The 18029-nt window shown below is 57.1% G+C and carries 20 protein-coding genes; 9 read left to right on the forward strand and 11 right to left on the reverse strand.

Annotation, left to right across the window (positions count from 1 at the left end; translation table 11 throughout):
* Positions 1-3: 3 nt before the first annotated feature.
* The 8 genes from BOA8489_RS17775 to BOA8489_RS17810 form a co-directional block, all read right to left on the reverse strand.
* Positions 4-663, reverse strand: coding sequence for a hypothetical protein (locus tag BOA8489_RS17775; RefSeq protein WP_093975657.1), 660 nt, complete (start codon positions 661-663; stop codon positions 4-6).
* The gene (locus tag BOA8489_RS17780; RefSeq protein WP_093975658.1) at positions 660-1844 is read right to left on the reverse strand and encodes a Gfo/Idh/MocA family protein; all 1185 of its coding nucleotides are present in this window, start codon (positions 1842-1844) and stop codon (positions 660-662) included. The genes BOA8489_RS17775 and BOA8489_RS17780 overlap by 4 nt, the downstream gene beginning before the upstream one ends.
* A complete protein-coding gene (locus BOA8489_RS17785; RefSeq protein WP_093975659.1) occupies positions 1845-2648 on the reverse strand; it encodes a citryl-CoA lyase in 804 nt (267 codons plus the stop codon).
* Positions 2645-4531 carry a bifunctional sugar phosphate isomerase/epimerase/4-hydroxyphenylpyruvate dioxygenase family protein gene (locus tag BOA8489_RS17790; protein ID WP_093975660.1) on the reverse strand — a complete coding sequence of 629 codons (1887 nt, stop codon included), beginning with the start codon at positions 4529-4531 and terminating at the stop codon, positions 2645-2647. The genes BOA8489_RS17785 and BOA8489_RS17790 overlap by 4 nt, the downstream gene beginning before the upstream one ends.
* Positions 4528-5823, reverse strand: a complete 1296-nt coding sequence (locus BOA8489_RS17795; RefSeq protein WP_093975661.1) for a TRAP transporter large permease — start codon at positions 5821-5823, stop codon at positions 4528-4530. Before BOA8489_RS17795 ends, BOA8489_RS17790 begins: the two co-directional genes overlap by 4 nt.
* Positions 5820-6380, reverse strand: coding sequence for a TRAP transporter small permease (locus BOA8489_RS17800; RefSeq protein ID WP_093975662.1), 561 nt, complete (start codon positions 6378-6380; stop codon positions 5820-5822). The genes BOA8489_RS17795 and BOA8489_RS17800 overlap by 4 nt, the downstream gene beginning before the upstream one ends.
* Before the next feature lie 30 nt (positions 6381-6410).
* Positions 6411-7418, reverse strand: a complete 1008-nt coding sequence (dctP, locus tag BOA8489_RS17805; protein WP_093975663.1) for a TRAP transporter substrate-binding protein DctP — start codon at positions 7416-7418, stop codon at positions 6411-6413.
* 96 nt (positions 7419-7514) lie between these two features.
* On the reverse strand, positions 7515-8597 hold the full coding sequence (locus BOA8489_RS17810; RefSeq protein ID WP_093975664.1) for a Gfo/Idh/MocA family protein: 1083 nt from the start codon (positions 8595-8597) through the stop codon (positions 7515-7517).
* A 169-nt stretch (positions 8598-8766) separates the two neighbouring features.
* On the opposite strand from BOA8489_RS17810, the gene BOA8489_RS17815 reads away from it, so the two are divergent.
* Entirely contained in the window at positions 8767-9420 is a 654-nt protein-coding gene (locus tag BOA8489_RS17815) for a GntR family transcriptional regulator (RefSeq protein ID WP_093975665.1), read from the forward strand.
* A 247-nt stretch (positions 9421-9667) separates the two neighbouring features.
* Here the strand turns inward: BOA8489_RS17815 and BOA8489_RS17820 are convergent, their stop codons facing one another.
* Positions 9668-10564, reverse strand: a complete 897-nt coding sequence (locus tag BOA8489_RS17820) for a LysR family transcriptional regulator (protein ID WP_093975666.1) — start codon at positions 10562-10564, stop codon at positions 9668-9670.
* Between the two features lie 157 nt (positions 10565-10721).
* On the opposite strand from BOA8489_RS17820, the gene BOA8489_RS17825 reads away from it, so the two are divergent.
* Both BOA8489_RS17825 and BOA8489_RS17830 read left to right on the forward strand, forming a co-directional pair.
* Complete coding sequence (locus BOA8489_RS17825) at positions 10722-11132, forward strand: GFA family protein (RefSeq protein WP_093975667.1); 411 nt, start codon at positions 10722-10724, stop codon at positions 11130-11132.
* A gap of 33 nt (positions 11133-11165) precedes the next feature.
* Positions 11166-11360, forward strand: coding sequence for a DUF1059 domain-containing protein (locus BOA8489_RS17830; RefSeq protein WP_093975668.1), 195 nt, complete (start codon positions 11166-11168; stop codon positions 11358-11360).
* A gap of 280 nt (positions 11361-11640) precedes the next feature.
* On the opposite strand, the gene BOA8489_RS17835 is transcribed toward BOA8489_RS17830, so the two are convergent.
* Positions 11641-12555, reverse strand: coding sequence for a LysR substrate-binding domain-containing protein (locus BOA8489_RS17835; RefSeq protein ID WP_217897966.1), 915 nt, complete (start codon positions 12553-12555; stop codon positions 11641-11643).
* Positions 12556-12670: 115 nt separating this feature from the next.
* Here BOA8489_RS17835 and BOA8489_RS17840 point away from each other — a divergent pair, with 115 nt between their 5' ends.
* The 6 genes from BOA8489_RS17840 (at position 12671) to BOA8489_RS17865 (ending at position 16755) form a co-directional block, all read left to right on the forward strand.
* The gene (locus tag BOA8489_RS17840; RefSeq protein WP_093975670.1) at positions 12671-13537 is read left to right on the forward strand and encodes a pirin family protein; all 867 of its coding nucleotides are present in this window, start codon (positions 12671-12673) and stop codon (positions 13535-13537) included.
* A 153-nt stretch (positions 13538-13690) separates the two neighbouring features.
* On the forward strand, positions 13691-14230 hold the full coding sequence (locus BOA8489_RS17845) for an NADPH-dependent FMN reductase (RefSeq protein ID WP_093975671.1): 540 nt from the start codon (positions 13691-13693) through the stop codon (positions 14228-14230).
* A 1-nt stretch (position 14231) separates the two neighbouring features.
* Positions 14232-14477 (forward strand): DUF2798 domain-containing protein, encoded by a 246-nt coding sequence (locus BOA8489_RS17850; RefSeq protein WP_093975672.1) that lies wholly within the window; start codon positions 14232-14234, stop codon positions 14475-14477.
* Positions 14478-14589: 112 nt separating this feature from the next.
* Positions 14590-15297 carry a DUF4386 domain-containing protein gene (locus tag BOA8489_RS17855; protein WP_093975673.1) on the forward strand — a complete coding sequence of 236 codons (708 nt, stop codon included), beginning with the start codon at positions 14590-14592 and terminating at the stop codon, positions 15295-15297.
* 86 nt (positions 15298-15383) lie between these two features.
* Entirely contained in the window at positions 15384-16256 is an 873-nt protein-coding gene (locus BOA8489_RS17860) for an NAD-dependent epimerase/dehydratase family protein (protein ID WP_093975674.1), read from the forward strand.
* Between the two features lie 16 nt (positions 16257-16272).
* Complete coding sequence (locus tag BOA8489_RS17865; RefSeq protein ID WP_093975675.1) at positions 16273-16755, forward strand: VOC family protein; 483 nt, start codon at positions 16273-16275, stop codon at positions 16753-16755.
* Positions 16756-16931: 176 nt separating this feature from the next.
* Here BOA8489_RS17865 and BOA8489_RS17870 read toward each other — a convergent pair whose 3' ends face one another.
* Positions 16932-17960 carry a LacI family DNA-binding transcriptional regulator gene (locus BOA8489_RS17870; protein WP_093975676.1) on the reverse strand — a complete coding sequence of 343 codons (1029 nt, stop codon included), beginning with the start codon at positions 17958-17960 and terminating at the stop codon, positions 16932-16934.
* Between the last annotated feature and the right edge of the window lie 69 nt (positions 17961-18029).

Consider the following 18029-nt stretch of genomic DNA (forward strand, 5'->3'; position numbering starts at 1 on the left):
GTATCAAAACTCCGGTGGTGTCGCGCCATCTGGCAGCATCTCGACTGCCATGAAAACCGAGGGCGTGGTTGTTTCAAACTGATGCCAAGGATAATTCCCTTCCGCATCATACATCGGGCGGTGGGTGGTCCCAGGCGCCATGGGCTCTTCGAGATAAAGCGTCTCAACATCCCGCTCGCGGCATTGCTGCATCTTGCCGAAACCAACAATTTGAGTGTGGACCTCCCGAAATCCTGGCACCGGGCAGAAGGCGTGATCGCGATGCAACCCGACATTCAGAGGCACCGACGCCGAGTGATAGAACGTAAAGCCGAATTGCCCGACCCAGACCTTGGGCGACATATAGTGTTCCACCCCGCGCAATCGCTCTTCGCCGCGCACCTCAAATGCTGAAGGCCATGTGGCACGGATTGCTGCCAGCAATGCCGTTTCGTCGTCATGATTGGAAAAGCGCTCAATGATCACTGCGTGACGAATATTGTAAATTGTGGTGTCTTTCAGGATGACCGACTGCAACGGTCCCAACGACTGTTCCCTCACCGGGATCGGGTCATCGGCTAGGTTCAGAACGATCGTTTTGCCGTCGATCTGAAACGTGGTCTCGTCCTCCAACACTTTTACGTCGAAGAACGGATCGCCAATGGCCAGTTGTTCGATACTCATGAAGATACTCCCAGATTGACGTTCAAACCCGTGGCGTCTGTTTCGGGCAGCATCGCGGGCTTTGCAGGTCTACTTTCAATGTCAACGAACCGCCCGATTTCCGGGCTGTCCAGCATCCCTTGCATCACTTCGCAAAGGTGCAATCCCAGCTCGCCGCCGGCGCGCGGCTTGCGGCCGTGGCGCACGGCTTGGGCCATTTCTGCCAGCCCGATGCCACGCGCGTCGAAGTTTAGCCCGTGGGTGTTGGGCACCTCTGCCCATTGTGCAGGTGCGATGGGTCTGGGCCGCATTGTCCAGCGCGAGGTTGCGCGCGTTCGCAGCCAGACGGGACCTTGAAAGACATTCGCGCCGTCACCCGGATCGGGGTCAGGAATGCAAAGTGTCCCTTCGGTGCCGTAGATTTCCAGCCGGGGCGTCTCGCTGTCCCAGACATCGAAACTGACCATCATCTGGCCGATGACGCCGCTTTCGAATTCGATCAGGCTGAGGGAATGGGTATCGACCTCGACAGGCATCATCTCGCCGTGCCGTGGGCCATTCTCGATCATGCGTTCGGGAAAGGTCTTGCGCGCCATGCCGCAAACACGGGCAATTGGCCCAAGGCAAAAGACCATGGCAGCGAGGTAGTAGGGCCCCAGATCAAGCAGCGGTCCACCGCCCTTGGCATAGTAAAAATCGGGGTTCGGATGGTGCCTTTCTACCCCATGAGAGGGGACGAAGGCCGTGATGCCCGTCGGTTCACCGATAAGGCCTTGGTCAATCGCTTTGCGCAGGGTTTGCAAGCGACCGCCCAGAAACGTGTCTGGCGCATTGCCAACAGCTAGGCCTTTGGCGGCCGCAATGTCTAGGATGCGCTTGCCATCGGCCAGATTGGTCACGAATGGCTTCTCAGAGTAGACATGCTTGCCAGTGTCCAAAGCCGCCATCGAGACCTCGGCATGAGCTGCCGGGATCGTCAGGTTTAAGATTGCGTCGATCTCTGGATCAGCAATAACCGCATCAGGAGTCTTGACCTGGGCCACCCCGAAAGCCTCCGCCTTGGCGCGGCTTTCCTCCATGTTCAAGCTGCCGCAAGCGACGATATCCACCCCGTCGAAGCCCGTGCAGTTCTTTAGATAAATGTCGCTGATACGACCCGTTCCAATCAGGCCGACCCGGAAGGATTTCGCATGCTCACTCATTCACGCCTTGTCTTCGTATTTTGGTAGGTATTTGGGCGGCATCGGTCCCTTATTGCGTCCGCCCTGTTGCATTTGTTCCCAGCCATGGGCGAGCACGCCAACCGATCGGCTGAGGCAAAACAAACCACGAGACAGCGGCGGAGAAAATCCCAACTCGCAGAAGATCACTGCAGTTGCCCCGTCAATATTCATTGCAATCGGCGTGCCCCGTCTGCGTCCGATTTCGGCCTGTACGGCTTCGCCAATGTCGGCGAACCGTCCCGAGACGACACCGTTCTTCGCAGCGTCCCGGACCAGCGCCATCAGCCGCGGTCCACGGGGGTCCACTGGCTTGTGAAACCGGTGACCGAAGCCCGAGACGATTTTCCCGTGGCGCTCACGCCAGGCCGCAATTCCGTCTCGCGTTGCGGTTTCCAGATCGGGCCCGGACTCCAGCCTCTGGACGATCTCAAGATACAACTCGGCGCATTGCTCGCCAGCCCCGCCATGCACATCGCCCAACATGTTGACACCGGTGGCCATGACGTTGTTGAGCCCCACGCCGCAAGTTGCAGCCATGCGCGCGGCAGCGATTGAGGGTGCCTGCGGGCCATGATCGACGCCTGCGACAAGGGCGCATTCCAAAAGCGCCGCCTGATCCGGCGTCGGCAAGTCTCCTCGGGTCATTAGCCAGATCATCTGGCCAAAGGACACATTGCCGATCAGGTCCTGGATAGGGTGGCCGCGAAACGCGATCCGACCCGGCTCCATATCAATGATTGATGTCCGCCACCACTGGCGGACCGCATCTGCATCTGCGCTCATTGTTTACTGCTCTCTTTCAAATGCTGTATCTGGGCGGACAAGCGAATGGGCGCGTTGCGGGCGCCATAGCCTCCGTAGCCGCCGCGCCGTTCGACGATCTCGAAAAAGAATCCGCCCCAGAACGCCGTACTGTATATTTGGAAATACTCGGCCCGGTCGTCGCGGTCATAGAGGATGTTCCCCGCGCGCATGGCGTTCAGAAGCTCTGCCCGAAGGTCAAAGCGTACACCCAGATCGTCGTAGTAGTTTGCAGGTACTTTTAGCCGCGCAAAGCCCGCTGCCTCAAGCTGTGCAGACGTCTCGAATATATCGTCGCTGGAAAAAGCAATATGTTGCACGCCCGCCCCAAACCCTTTTTCGAGGAACGCGCCTGCAAAGGTCTGCCGCTCCCCCGCACCGTTCAGGTTTAATCGAACTTCGCCTTCAGGGCTGGAGATCGCCTGACTTTGGATTAATCCGGATGGATCGATCACATCGATAATATCAGCCTTTTCCATCACGAATGTCGACAGGTAGTAGGTCAGCCAGCTTTGCATCTCCTGGTACGGCATAGTCTGCGCCACATGATCGATCCGGCGCAGGCCTGCCGGCTGCGGGGCGTGGGCCCTGGGAACCGGGTCGAACTCAATGTCCCAGACACGGTGAAGATCGGATTTCTCGTCGATGAAATGCACAACAGAGCCGCCAACGCCCTTTATCGCTGGAATGTTCAGTTCGCCTGATCCGACAGGTTGTGAAAATTCGGGCGCGCCCAGCATCAGAGCGCGCCGAACTGTTTGGGTCGCGTCCTTGACCCGCAGCCCCATTTCACAGACGCAAGCCCCGTGGTTATGGCGGGCTTCGGCAGCAAAGCCCTTTTCCTCGGAATTGATGACAATGTTCACGGCACCTTGCCGCCATAGCTCTACGGATTTGGACTTGTGGCTGCGTTCTTTTCGGAAGGCCATTGCAGACAGGGTCGTCGTAAGTTCTGTCTTGGCGCTCTGGTCAACTGCAAACTCGACGAACTCTATTCCAGTGGCGTGCACACGCTCCGGCAGATCTGGTAACGGGAGCGCCACAGCGGGCTCTGTATGCGCCACCTCGTCAAGTAGCGAGACAAGTGCACGATAACCGTCCCTCGCATAAGTCTCACGGCTGTCCGCGGCCGACGCGCTGACCCGTGCCAACGACCAGGGCCCGTCATAACCGGCGCGCGAGACGACGCGCACGAAGCTTGCTAGGTTCAGGCCCCCCTGGCCAGGCAAAAGCCCAAAGTGGCTCTTGAGATGCGAGATGTCAAAGTCCAGCGCCGGAGCGTCGGATAGTTGCACATGGAAAACGCGATCTCCCGGAATGTCCCGCAACCGCGCGGCTTGCGAGCCGTCGGCAAGCGAGAAAAACGAATTGAGCCCAAGCCCAAGATGAGGTGAGTCGACGGCCTCAACGAGAGCGAAGGCATCCAACTCGGTCTTTGTGTGACGCGCCCAGGGCAGCGCCAAAAGGGCCACCCGGCAATCAGCCTTGCCGGCCCGGTCTGCGAGTTCGCTCAGGTCCTGACATAGTAACTCATTGTCGGGGGCCGAGTCTTTGTGTGTCGTCGTGCCAACCAAAAGCGTCGTCGCGCCAAGTTCCTTCATCAGCTCAAGCTTGCGATCCAGGCGGGCAAAGGCCGCCTTTCGAGCATCGTCTGCCAACCCCTCGAAGTCATGAAACGGCTGCAGGACATCAACGCACAGTCCAAGCGACTTGGCGCAGGTACCAATATCCTTGGCGGTACCGGCAAACCCCGTCAGATCAGGTTCGTGAATTTCGACACTCTCAAATCCGGCCGCTGCAATCCGGTCGAGCTTTCCCGGCAAGTCACCAGGCACGCTTGTCGTCGCTATGCAAAGACGCGTCATCCCTGATATCCGAAGACCCTTGGAAGCCAGAGAACAATATCCGGAACGAGGATCATCAGAAGCAATGCGCCAAGGAGAACGAACAGAAATGCCCAGATTTCGCGAATGATCTCTTTGAGAGGAATACCGGTCACAGCGTTGATAACGAAAAGGAGTATGCCGTAAGGCGGTGTAATCAGACCAATCATCGAATTGACCACAATCAGAACGCCGAAGTGAACGAGGTCGATGCCAAGCTCTCGGCACGTCGGGATGAAGAGTGGAATGATTACGAGGATGATCACGGTCGCATCCAGAATGCAGCCCAAGAGCAGCACCAAAATGTTTACCAGAAGGATGAACATCAACGGACTGATGTCCGCACCGGCAAACATCTCCGAGATCGCTTGCGGTACATTCTCCTGTATTACGATGTACGTCAGGATCATGGAGGCACCGATCACAAGGCCAACAGAAGCAGCGGACCGGGCGCTTTCCACGAATATTTCGTACAGCGTCTTGATTTTGATGGCGCGGTAAAGGCCAGCAGCCACTATGAGTGCATAGAGGGCAGCGATGGCCGCCGCTTCAGTTGGTGTTGTAACACCAGAGTATATGCAGCCCAGCAGGATGGCCGGCATCAACAGAGCGGGAAATGCACGAACAGTCAGGGCAGGCAGTTCACGCAGCGGTACCGGCTCTTCCTGTCCGAAGCCACGGCGATGCGAGATTGCCGAGTTCATAGCCATCAGCACCACGCCCATCACGAGTCCCGGCACGATACCCGCCAAGAACAAATCACCCACCGACGCGTTGGACACAAGCGCGTAGAGCACCATGGGGATCGACGGAGGAATGATGGGCCCAATGGTTGCGGTCGCCGCCGTAATGGCCGCAGCATAGCCGCGTGTATAGCGTCCGCTCTTTACCATCATGTCGATGATGATCTTGCCAATTCCGGCGGCATCTGCCACCGCAGACCCGGACATGCCCGAGAAGATCAGACTCGCGACCACGTTGACGTGACCCATCCCGCCCCGGAAACGGCCCACCAGTGCTATGCAAAACTGTAGGAGCCGGTCCGAGATCGATCCAGCATTCATGATATTGGCAGAAGCGATAAATAGAGGAACGGCTAGCAAGAGAAACCCATCAAATAGCCTCTGAACCATGGTCGTCCCGGCGATAGCAAGGTCCTGACCTGAGACCCCAAGGTAGACGAGCACGCCCACAAGAATTGAATAGGCAACTGGTGTTCCGATAGCCGCCATGCCAAACAGCGCGACCATGCCTAGGATCAGTTCGAGGCTCATTCGCGCGGCTCCATTTTGTCTTCCTCGCCAGAGAGCAGCGCCCCGATCTCGGTGTCCGGCGGGCCGAATCGAAGAACCGTATAAATGCGCCAGATATAGCGAAGCGTGACGACGATCATCAGCATCACGAAGGGCGCAAATAGCCACTTGATCGCGATCTTGTCTCCTGTGATCGGCACTCGGATGGTTTGAATTTTCTTCAACTCCATCAGTCGGTTGGCAAAGACAGTCTCCCAAACGGCCGGCAAAGAATAAAGCATCGCGACGACCATTAGAACGGCCGTTATCAAGGCAAGCACTTTACGTACGGGTTGCGGAACGGAGAGATAGACGATGTCGAAGGTCACATGATCAATTTCACGCACAATGAATGAGGAACCGAAAAAGATGACGAAGACCCAAAGAAGGGAAATCACGACGACCGACCAACCAATGGGCTCAAGGAACGGCACGTAGCGAAAAAGGATTTGCAGTAGAAAAGTAACAAAAATCGCGGCCAAAGCCATTGCGGCGATAAATTCTGCGCCGCGGGTGAACCATTTGAGAAGTGTGCTCATTTCTTGTTCTCCCGCGACTATCTTTTTTGGTTAGTTGCCGAGTGCGTTGATCTTATCCAAGACGCCCTCGGGCCAGGATTCGGCCGCTTCGCTACCGACGTACTGTGCCTGCACGTGCGTGCGGAAAGCTTCCAGATCAGGTGTATAGATTTCGACACCCTGACTGCGAATGAAATCGGCCAGATTGTTCTCCTTGTCGAGCTGCTTAAGGCGACCATATGCCGCCGCGGCATCTGCGGCACGCTGAACGACCAGTTGCTGATCGGGAGCAAGGCTGTCCCAAATCTCTTTCGAGAACGCGATGTAGTTCAGGTCTACCAGGTGCGACGTCAGTGCGATCTGCTTCGTCACTTCGTAAAACTTCTGGTCAACAACCGTCGGAAGCGGGTTGTCCTGACCGTCGATCGCACCAGAAGACAGCGAGGTGTAGACCTCTGAGAAGGCAAGCGGTGTCGGCGATGCGCCTAGCGCAGAGCCCAGGAACTGCCATGCGTCCGTGCCTGGCATCCGCAGGTTCACGCCAGCCAGATCGGCAGGAGTCTGCACATCCAGTTCGTCGCGTGTCTGGCGCAGGTTCACGTGGCGGCGGCCAAGATACATCACGGAGAGCAATTTGACGCCCAGCTCGTCTTCAACCGTCTTCTTGAACGGGTCCATCAGCGGATCGTTGAAGACCCGCACCTGGTGAGCAGCGTCTTGGTGTACGTAGCCAGTCGCAAAGATCGAGAACTCAGGAAAGAACTGTGCCAGTTCCTGCGCCGAAGCGATCGACATTGTCAGGTTGCCTCCTGCGATGGCTTCAAGCTCGGTGCCCTGCGCGAATAGTGTGCCGTTATAGCCGACCTGATAATCTGCAAACTCTGCAACCATTGGCGCGAAGACGTCTGCCATCGCCACAGAGCGCTGATCGGTTTCCGAGCCGGATGTGGCCAGAGTGAATGTCATTTTGTGGCTATCGGCTGTGGCCGGGATGGCCGACGCAGTAAGGCCAAGTGCTGCAACCGAAGCGATCGCGGCACGACGAGTGAATTTCAACATAGTTTCCTCCCTTGGGTTTTAAGCCGCGAACGGCATTGCGATTCTTATCGTTTATTTCTTGCAAAAAGCAATATGTTTTTCAAAATATCAGATATTTTAAAAAACCGACGCCAAAGCATTCATTGGGCTGCCGGCTTCTTCGCCAAGCGAAATTTCTTGTCCCGTCGCAGACGAAAGTGAAACGGCTTCAACAACTTCCAGAGACTTCAAGCCTTCCCAACCTGAGACCAGCGGCACCTCCTCCCGGGTAATCACCGCCGCGAAGTGCGCCATTTGCACGGCAAGGGGATCCTCCATACTGCACGTTAGATTTCGAGCAGAAATCGGTGTCCACCAATCAGGCACATCGTCATGGCGCCAGACGCGCAGATCCGGCAAGGACAGTCCGCCTTCTGAGCCACCGATCAGATAACAGCTTTCCGGCGTGGCTGGATAAGCTGGGTTCTCTCGCGCCGTAAGCTCCCAGCTCCACGGAGCCACAATGCTGTCCGAAACCGAGATTGTTGCAACCGCGCCGGACTGGAATTGAAGCACCGCGGTCGCCAAATCCTCGTTCTCAAAGCCGCGTCGCGATGGAACTGCAATGGCCTGAACCGTTTTGACATCTCCGCAAAAGTGTCGAAGGAGATCTACATCATGCACGAGATTGACAGAGATAGGTCCTGCACCCTTCTTGGTCCGCCAGGGTGCGACTTCGAAATAGTGGTCGGGCTTGTAGAACCAGCATGTCGCCTGGATCGCTCGAAGGTCCCCAATTGCGCCGCCTGACAGTGCGGCTTTCGCAGCTTTCACCATACCGTTGTGGCGCCTGTGGTGGCCGACGAGGAGTGGAACGCCCGCATTCGCCGCCGCGTCGGTCAACAGCTTCGCTTCTCGCGAGGTCACAGCAATCGGCTTTTCGATAAGCACCGGGCACCCTGCGACGATGCAGGCCAGTCCTTGATCGACATGCAAAGGTGTCGGGGTCGCGAGGACAACGCCGTCGGGTTTTGCGACATCGAGCATATCGTCGAGCGACGCGAAGACGGGCGCACCAAGAGCCTCTGCTGCAATTCCGCCCTCTGGGCCAGGTTCCACTACGGCGGCCAGCTCCAGTTCCGGTGCCCGCCGAATGACATCCGCGTGCCTGCGGCCGATCAAGCCGAAGCCTACGATGGCGATCCTTGTCTTCTTTGACATGTGATGGCTTTCCTGTCGCGCGGTCTGGTTCCAGTGGAGATTACACAAATAACCCACAAACACAATAATATCTGATGTTTTTGAATCACTCATGTTTTCTTCTGGATTGAAGGGCGCTCACAAAAACGATACTTTGCCAGAGAAATGATAAGGCAACTGACGATCAGCTATGGCGAAATCTCGTAACGAAGTGGGTGCTTCTACCTACCAGCGCATCAAGCGCGACATCATATTCGGTGATCTGGCCCCGGGATCGAAACTGAAGCTTGATGGGCTGCGCGAAAGATATCAGGCAAGCATGTCGACCTTGCGCGAAACGCTGAATCGTCTGGCCAGCGAAGGATTCGTTGATGCCTTGGATCAAAGGGGCTTCTTTGTCACACCGGTATCGCGCGAAGATCTCATTGAGATCGCCAACTTACGGGTCCTTCTAGAATGTCATGCTTTGCGCCTTTCGGTCGCAAGTGGCGACACTGATTGGGAGGGCAATCTGGTCGCCGCGCATCACAAGCTTCATTTGATGGAACAAAAGATGCTCGCGGGTGATGACAGCAAAAAAGAGGACTGGAAACGCTACGACTGGGAATTCCACCTCGCTTTGATCGAGGCCTGCGGATCGAAGAACCTGCTCTCCCTGCACTCCGTGCTCTATGACAAATACCTGCGCTACCAGATGCTTGTATTGACTTACCGCGGCGAAGAGGCGGTTAAGGAACATCGCAAGGTATTCGAGGCGGCACTTGCCCGCGACATCGACACTGCCGCCGAGACGCTGAAAACGCATATCGACAAAGGTCTGGAACACACCTTGGCAGCCTTCTAGCTGGTCAATCGTCGCAGCCGGCCAGTATGTTCTCAATCTATCCTCCGACCTTTCATGAAGAGTCTGCCGAGGTGACAACTCCCATAGCGATCGCCAATGACTGGTTCGACGATAATCAGTGCTCGCCGCAATTGACCATGCCGCGCTTGCCCAAGTCCGGTTTATCCGCATAGCAGTCATTGTTGCACGCCGCAGCGAACGTCTGCTTCGAGCCCATAGCAGACACTCGAATCAAGGTATGGATTGCTCAATCCCCTTCAGCTGACGCCGAAACCACCTCTGACTTTGACTTGAGCCATTTCAGGAATGTCCTGGCCTCAGGGCGTTGATTTTCTTGTGGCGTCTCAGCGTAGTAAACACCGAACAATGGTTCGGAGAACAACTCGACAACGCGACCAGTTGCAAGATCGTCCACAAAGAAGGCCCGCGCTGTGTAGGTGATGCCATCACCGCGTCGAACGGCGGCCATGATTAGGTTTCCCGGCATGTGGTTTATGGTCAGGGGCGCTTCGGGAACGACACCATGATAGGTAAACCAGTCGCTTGCTTCATTCGTGCCCAGTTCTTGCAACCATGGCAATTCCTGCAGAGCCGCCGGATCATCAAGGTTCAGCCCCTCAACCAGTGACGGTGCACCGATGACAATCATGTCGGTGATCAGTATGGCATCTTCTTCTGGCCTTGGCCGTCGCTGGTCGTGATACCGGATTGCCACGTCTATTCCGCCGGGGCGAAATTCAACCATTTCGGCCGTCGGGTTAAGCATCAGTGTAATTTTCGGGTGCAGACGCTGAAACTCTGCCATGTGAGGCAGCAACCATTCCACCGCGAACGCTGGCGATGTGGTGATCTGCACGGGACGGTTTGAGGCCTCGTCCGTCAACCGCTCGACACCCCTTCCAATGATCTCAAAGCCCATTGATAATTCGCGGGCGAGACCGGCCCCCGAACTGGTCAATTCTATGCCTCGCCCCCGTCGCGTGACCAAGGTGAGATCGAGGTACTTTTCCAACGCTTTCACCTGTTGGCTGACAGCCGCCTGAGTCACATTCAAGCGGTCGGCGGCCAAAGTGTAACTCCCAGCCTCCGCCACCGCCGAGAATGCGCGAAGCCCGTTCAGCGGGGGAAGTTTCAGCCAGTCCATACGATAATTTTTCTAATGAGTGCGTTGAATAATTGACTCGCATGACAAAGGCATTTTGGCAATGCTTACCGGGAAAAGTAAAGGATGGCTTGGGTATCTGACAAGAAATTGCAACTCAGATGGCCAGCTGTGATTGAAATCGAAGGTACTGAGAGCAATGAAAAATTTTGAAGGTGGTTGCTACTGCGGTGCTATCCGCTACCGGATCTCTAGCCGACCCGTTTGGTCCGCACATTGCCATTGCCGTTCATGCCAAATGGCCCTTGGTGCGGCTTTTGCTACATGGGCCAAGGTCGCTGCAGAAGACTTCGCTGTGACCAAAGGCACGATCCGGGTGATAGAGAAAACGCCGGGGATCAGCCGCGGCTTTTGCGGAGACTGCGGCACCACCCTAACCTATGCAGCCGAGGGCAAAGTCGACGGACAGGACTGGAGCGCGGACGCCTGGTTTGCGGCGGCGACGCTGGATGATCCATCGATTGCAGAACCAAAGACCCATGTTTTCGTCTCCAATCAGCAGTCCTGGATCAAGCTGTCTGACGGCCTCCCAACCCATCAGGAATTCTAAGTTGAAACGAAACCTACACCAAAGGAGAGCACCATGAGCACCGCATTTTCATATGCCTGCAAGGATTGCGAAGGCATGGAGACATGTCCTGGCAAAGTCGTCGCCACAACAAAGGACGAAGTGTGGAAGCTGATGGAACTTCACGCGGTTGTCGCCCATGGCGAAAAACCCAATTCGTGGGACGCCGAAACCAGAAATTATTTGGGAACGTTGATCAAATCAGTTTGAACATTAGCCATTGGTCGACGGCTGCTAAGTCCGCATAGCCGTCATTGATGGAGGCCGCAGCGAATGACCGCTCAGAGCCCTCTCTCCCGATATTCTGTATCGCAGCCAAAGTCCGCTTCCGGGAAAGGGAAAGTTGAAGCTCTGCCGATCCGGCCCAAACCTGCAATCAATTGAAGCGCTGATCGCGCGGTGCGGCGTTTTCTTACCTGCTGTTCGTGCATCGCTTAGCATTTTCCAGGGTCAGCGAGAGATTTGCTCAGCCGGATGGATCGAAAACACTCTAAAAGCCGCTCACACCGTTCATGACATTCGGCAGCTCGCGGCGTAGAAACGCGGCAAGGGCGTCGACCTGTGGTGGGTTACCCCTCCGCCCGTGCATCAAAAGGCTGATCTCCGGCAAACCGGCATTCCATTCCGGCAAGAGACGACTCAGCCGCCCTGCGGAGACGTCCTCGGTACAGGTGTAAACTGGCAGGGCCACCACACCGAGCCCGGCCGCTGCCGCCAGTTTCAACGTAACCATGTCATCGCTGCGCATGCGCGTTGCAAAGGGAACCGAGGCATTGGCCCCGTCCGGCCCCTGTAACGACCAACTGTTGCCGCCGGGCCGCCAGCCAAGTGTTAGCCCGGGCAGACCGTCGAGATCAGCAGGTGAACCCGATGGACCGATTTGTTTCGCAATGCTGGGTGAGCCGAACAGGTGCCAAGGAACTTCGGTAAGCCGTCGGTGGATCAGTCCCGAGTCGGGGAGCAACTTGAAATGCCCCCGGATGGCGAGATCGATGCCATCGCTGATCAGGTCGGAGAAGTCATTGGACGCCTGTATTTGCAGAATGACGCGAGGGTTCTCAGCCAGGAAACGCGGTAGAATCCGGCCAAGCGCGAACTGCGCAACCCCGACTGAACAGGACAGTGTGACGGTGCCCTCTAGCGCGTCCTTGTCTCTGCGCACCGCCGTTTCTGCCGCCGCCATGCATTCCAGCGCCATTTTGGCGTGACGATAGTAGGCCTCGCCCGCCTCCGTCAGGGACATGCGTCTTGAATCCCGGTTCAAGAGCCGTGTGCCAAGGGTTTCTTCCAGGGCCTTCACCTGCCGGCTGATCCGCGATTTGGGAATGCCCAGCGTTCGCGCTGCCGCCGAGAACCCGCGCTTATCAACGACATGCACTAGATAGTAGGCTTGATTGAGGTCCAAGGTCTGGTCTTCTTCATTTGATATCGTTCCGAATATAGAACGAAGAGTTCTGTAATCAACGGATTTTCCGGTCAGCGTCCCGATTGTAGGTTCATATTCAACACAGGAGTCGAATATGACCGTTCAATACGCAGATCAGACCCACAAGCCGCAAGCCGCAATCACAAGATCCCAGCAAGGCGAAAAGATGAGCAGGGACACAGGCTTCGAAGCGCTCAGCTTCGTCCACCGCCAGCTTGACGGACTGATGGACCCGCTGATCATGGTCGACCACTTCACCATGACAGAACCGACCTTCGGAGCCCATGCCCACGCCGGCATCTCAGCGGTGAGCGTGCTCTTCGAGGACAGCACCGGCAGTTTTCGCAACAGGGATTCTCTGGGCAACGACATCGAACTGGCCCCGGGCGATCTTTATTGGCTGAAGGCCGCCCGCGGCGCAGTGCACGACGAGGCGCCCACCCCGGGGTCGCGCACTCATGCGCTACAGATATTTGTCAACCTGCCGGCAGCCCAAAAGCTCGACGAGCCCAGCGCACGACATGTGCCCACCGCAGAAATGCCTGTGATCGAAAATTCGAGCCATCGGGTAAGGGTGATGACCGGCAAAAGCAATGGCGTCGTCGGCGCCACCCCGCCCGCTTTGCCCTTCACCATCCTCGATATTTCCCTGCAGGCAAACGGCAGCTTCACCCATCGCCCCGATCCCGGAGACGCCGCCTGGCTGCACGTCATCCGCGGCGAGATCGAGGCCGAAATCGACGGGACCCGTCACCGGCTCAGCAGCGACGCAGCGCTGGCCGCTCACGGCACCGACGAGATCCGTCTGCTGAGCGGTGAAGGAGGGCAAGCTGTGCTCCTGTCCGGTGCCCCCCTGCGCGAGCCCTTCGTGCAAAAGGGCCCTTTCGCGATGCGTGACGTTGACCAACTGGCCGCGGTGATTGCCGCCCATGCGGCTGGCGAATTGGGCACCATCGACTGAGCCACCGTCCGTGAGTCGCTCTGGCCTGAAACGCCAGACGACCACTTCGGTCAAGAAATCAAGAATTGGCCTGCCTTGATCCCCGACCGATGCCCATGCGGTCCAAGGGCAGGGAAACTTGGAAAACCTGTGAAACGGAAACTGGAGAAACCCATGAAAATCCTGACATTCGGTGCAAGCAACACCAAAAACTCCATCAACAAAGCGCTCGCGCGGTTTACCGCGACGCTGGTCCCCGGTGGTGAGGTCGAGGTCCTAGACCTGAGTGACTACGATCTGCCGATCTTTAGCGAAGATCTGGAGAAAGAGATCGGTCAACACCCGAGGGCCAAGGCGTTTTTCGAGAAGATCGGGGCAGCCGACGGGGTGATCGTATCCTTCGCGGAACACAATGGATCCTATACCGCCGCCTACAAGAACCTCTTCGACTGGGCGAGCCGGATTGATCAGAAAGTGTTTCAGGGCAAGCCGACGGTTTACCTGTCGACCTCCCCTGGGCCGGGGGGCGCAGCAAGCGTGCTGGCTTCCGCAAAAGGCTCGGCCCAGTTTTTCGGGGTGGACCTGAAGGCGGCTGTTTCCGTTCCCAGCTTTTACGATGTCTTTGATGCCGAAACCGGGCGCATCAATGAGCCGAACGCGTTGGCAGACCTGACCACCGCGGCCAAGACCTTGGCCCTGAGAGAGGCCGCTTGATATGATACATCGTGCGCGTCTAAAGCGGCTCTCAGGCTCATTGGTCATGTCGTCTTTCATGTCCATGGCTCTGTCGGGGGTCTTTAGCCTCCTGGAGTTCGGAACCTCGTGGACGTGGCTGCAAGCCTGGGGGCAGAGCATTCTGATTGCACTGCCGATCGCATTCTCGCTGGATATGATTTTCGGAGACAGACTCCGATTTCTTTCGGGCAAACTGGCGGACAAAGCCGCAAGCGTTTGGCCCTGAAGGCAGACGCTCGCGAGGCCGATGGCCTCTCCGCTCCTCTCACACCGGCGTATCGCGAACCAGGCAACGGTTTCGGGCGTGACAAACAGAACTTAATCAAAGGGAACTTTCCATGAGACACCACCTTTCTCAATCCGAGCTGTCCACGGCGCGTTTCGCCGGACTGCTCTACCTTGTCATCATAGTCCTCGGCATCAGCTCTGAACTTGTGCTGCGTGCTCCCCTGATCAACTTGTCGAACGCGCAGGGAACAGCGGAGTCTATCCTTGCCGCCACGGGCAGCTTTCGGGCTTCGCTTGCCGCAGATCTGATCATGGCGCTGGCCGATGCCGGGCTTGCGGTGCTGCTCTTCGCGCTGTTCCGGCCCGTCGCGCCAACGCTAGCGCTGGCCGCGATGGTTTTCCGTCTTGTGCAATCGGTGCTCATCGGCGCCAACCTGATGAACCTGCAGGCCGCTGTTCTACTCATCACCGGCGGGCAAGATATCTCCGCGCTCGCTCCCGGTCAGGCAAACGCAATGGCAGCACTGTTTATAAACATGCACGGGCATGGCTACGACTTGGGGCTGGTGTTCTTCGGCCTAAACAGCCTGATGACCGGCGTCCTGATCTGGCGCTCTGGTTTTATGCCGAAGATCTTAGGTGCCGGCATTGCTGCGGCAGGGCTGGTCTACCTGATCGGTTCCACTCTTCGGTTCTTCGCACCTGAGTTCTCAGCGGCGTTCGCACCGGCCTATGGCTTGACCGTGCTGGCTGAAACGGCTTTCTGCCTGTGGCTCTTGTCGGCAGGATGGGCATCACGGCGGCTGCGCGTCGCGTAGGCCCGATCCTACAATCGCGGCGGTCGAGCCTGAACGCAAAGACGCCGCTGCGGTAGCCTTTTCGGATTTAAACAAGGAAACAGGCAATGAAAGTCCTTGTCCTCGGTGCAACCGGCCTTATCGGTACCGCCGTCACGAAAGAACTGTTACAAGCTGGTCACGAGGTCACAGGCCTTTGCCGCTCCGAGCGGTCGGCGATACAGCTTCAGTGTCTAGGGGCAACGCCGCTTCTAGGCGACTTGAGGGATCCTGACCCTTGGGCGGGCGTAGTAGAGGAAATCGACGGCATCATCCAGGTCGCCGCGACTTTCGAGAAAGATATGGGCCCAGTCGACGGGCGCGTTCTGGCGGCTTTGATGCAAGCGGCGAAAAAAGCCGGCTCCCGACCACGGTTCATCTATACCGGCGGCTGCTGGCTTTATGGTGAAACCCTCCATGAGATCGCGACTGAAGATAACCCGTTCAACCCTTTGCCCGGGTTCTCCTGGATGGTTGAGAACGGAGAGTGGCTGGCGGCCTCGTCTGCCTTTTCGACAGCAATCATCCACCCGGCCATGGTCTACCATGCCGGCGGTGGTGCATTCACCCGGTTCATGTCGAATGCTCACAAAAACGAGCCGATCGAGGTCTGGGGAGACGCCGGGATTCGCTGGCCGCTGGTCCATCGCGACGACCTGGCCAGCGCCTACCGGCTGTTGCTGGAGCGCCCGGACTTAACCGGCCATTTCAACGCCTCCGCGCAGGTCGGAGAGAAGGTCGGTGACATTGCTGCCTGGTTTGCCGGTGCACCTGGCATTGCCATCAAGGCACCTGAAGAGGCAGTCGCGGCTTATGGCAAGCTGGCAGAAGGGCCGATGCTCGACCAGCAAATGTCATCTGCAAAACTGCGGAACGCTTGCAATTGGGAGCCGCGCCACATTGATTTCCGGAAATCTGGAATTCCCAAATCACGACCATAAAGAAAGGAAGAGACGCATGTCGGAACGAAACTTTCAGGCCCGTGCCATTGGCGAGATCGCCATCAGGTGCATTGATCTTGACGCTATGGTCGCATTCTATCGCGACGTGATCGGGCTCGAGCCACTTAACGACCCGGAAAACGGCCGTATCGTGTTCCTCCGCATTGCCGAAGGTTTTGCCGGGCATACTGCGATACTGGCCCTGTTTAACCATGATGTTGAGGGCGCAGGCCAGACCCGCGGCAGCGCAAAACCGCCTAAAACCGGCCCTGCCTCATCGCTTCACCATCTTGCATTCAGCCTGCCTTGGGAGGAACAGGATGCGGTAATGGCCTGGTACGAGAAACTTGGGCGCGACTACAATGTCGAGTACTTTGACTGGGTCGGCTGGCGCGGTGTCTTCACTTTCGACCCCGACGGCAACACTGTTGAACTTGTCGCCAAAGACCCGGACTGGGCCGACCCTTCCGATCAATCGTCCGAGAAATCCGATCAGTGAACCTATAGTGAAAGCGGTCATTGGTTGAGAACTCTGCAGCGTCAGCTTCGTCCCGCATAGCGGTCATTGATGTAGGCCGCAGCCAATGACCGCTCAGAGCCCAAAGCCGACCTTAGTTGCGAGCGCAGTATTCAGAGCGATCAGCCCAATTCGCACGACAATTGTGCAAATCCTCACTAAGAAGCTACGCGCCGATGCGACTCCCGTACAACCATCGGACATTCTGTACGCTCCGCAACCGCCTGGGTAACCTCACCAAGAAGCCACTCCACACACCACTGACCCATCTCTCTGTGGGGCAGCAACACCGTCGACAAAGGTGGCGACAAATGCTGAGCGATTTCCTGATCGTCATACCCCATCACGGCGACCGTCTCGCCCGGTCGCTCCCCAAGTTCCTTGAGCGCCTCGTAGCAGCCAACGGCCGTCAGATCGTTTGCGCAGAAAATGGCGTCCGGACGCCGGTCACCCTGCATAAGCTTTAGCGTCGCGTCCCGACCGCCTGACGGCAAAAAGTTGCCTTCGACGATCAAGGATGGATCAACCGGAATGCGCGCCGCACGCAAAGCGCGCTCATAGCCCTCCATGCGCTGATCCGACGCCTCCATCCATGGCTCGCCCGAAATGAACGCAATGCGCTGGTGCCCTTCTGCGATAAGGGCAGCCGTCGCAATTTCGCCTCCTCGTCGCTCGGCTGGGACAACGGATGCGTAGCGACCGTCAGCGTCATAGCAATTCAACAAAACGCTGCGGTGTCGTGACAAGGCGTCTGGCGGCTGCACTGCGCGTGTCAGGATCGAGGCATAGATCACACCAAAGACGTTGTCACCCGACCATTTCTTCAAGATCTCGATCTCGTAATCAGGATCGCCGCCGGTCATGACGATCTCGACCACGATATTTTGCTTCCACGCTTCTTCCTGAACGCCCTCAATCGAAATCGCTGCAAATGGGCTAGTGGCAATCTCATCAAACATCAGTCCGATGACACCTTGCCCCGCGCCTTTTGGGGGTCTCCCCGCTCCGCGTGCGCGATACCCAAGTTCATCCACAGCATCCATGACGCGTTTGCGTGTTTCGCGGCTAATGCGCATGTCTTCAAGGCCGTTCAGCACAAAGGACACAGTGGACTGCGAAACCCCCGCCTTCAAAGCCACGTCTTTCATTGTCACGCGGGCTTTTGGGGCTTTTTCCTTTTCAGTCATGATGTTCTGAGGCTCGAATTTGTAAGGCTTGCATTTTGCTAATAAATATTGCTAATAATATTAGCACAA

Source organism: Boseongicola aestuarii, assembly GCF_900184815.1.
GTDB classification, from domain to species: domain Bacteria; phylum Pseudomonadota; class Alphaproteobacteria; order Rhodobacterales; family Rhodobacteraceae; genus Boseongicola; species Boseongicola aestuarii.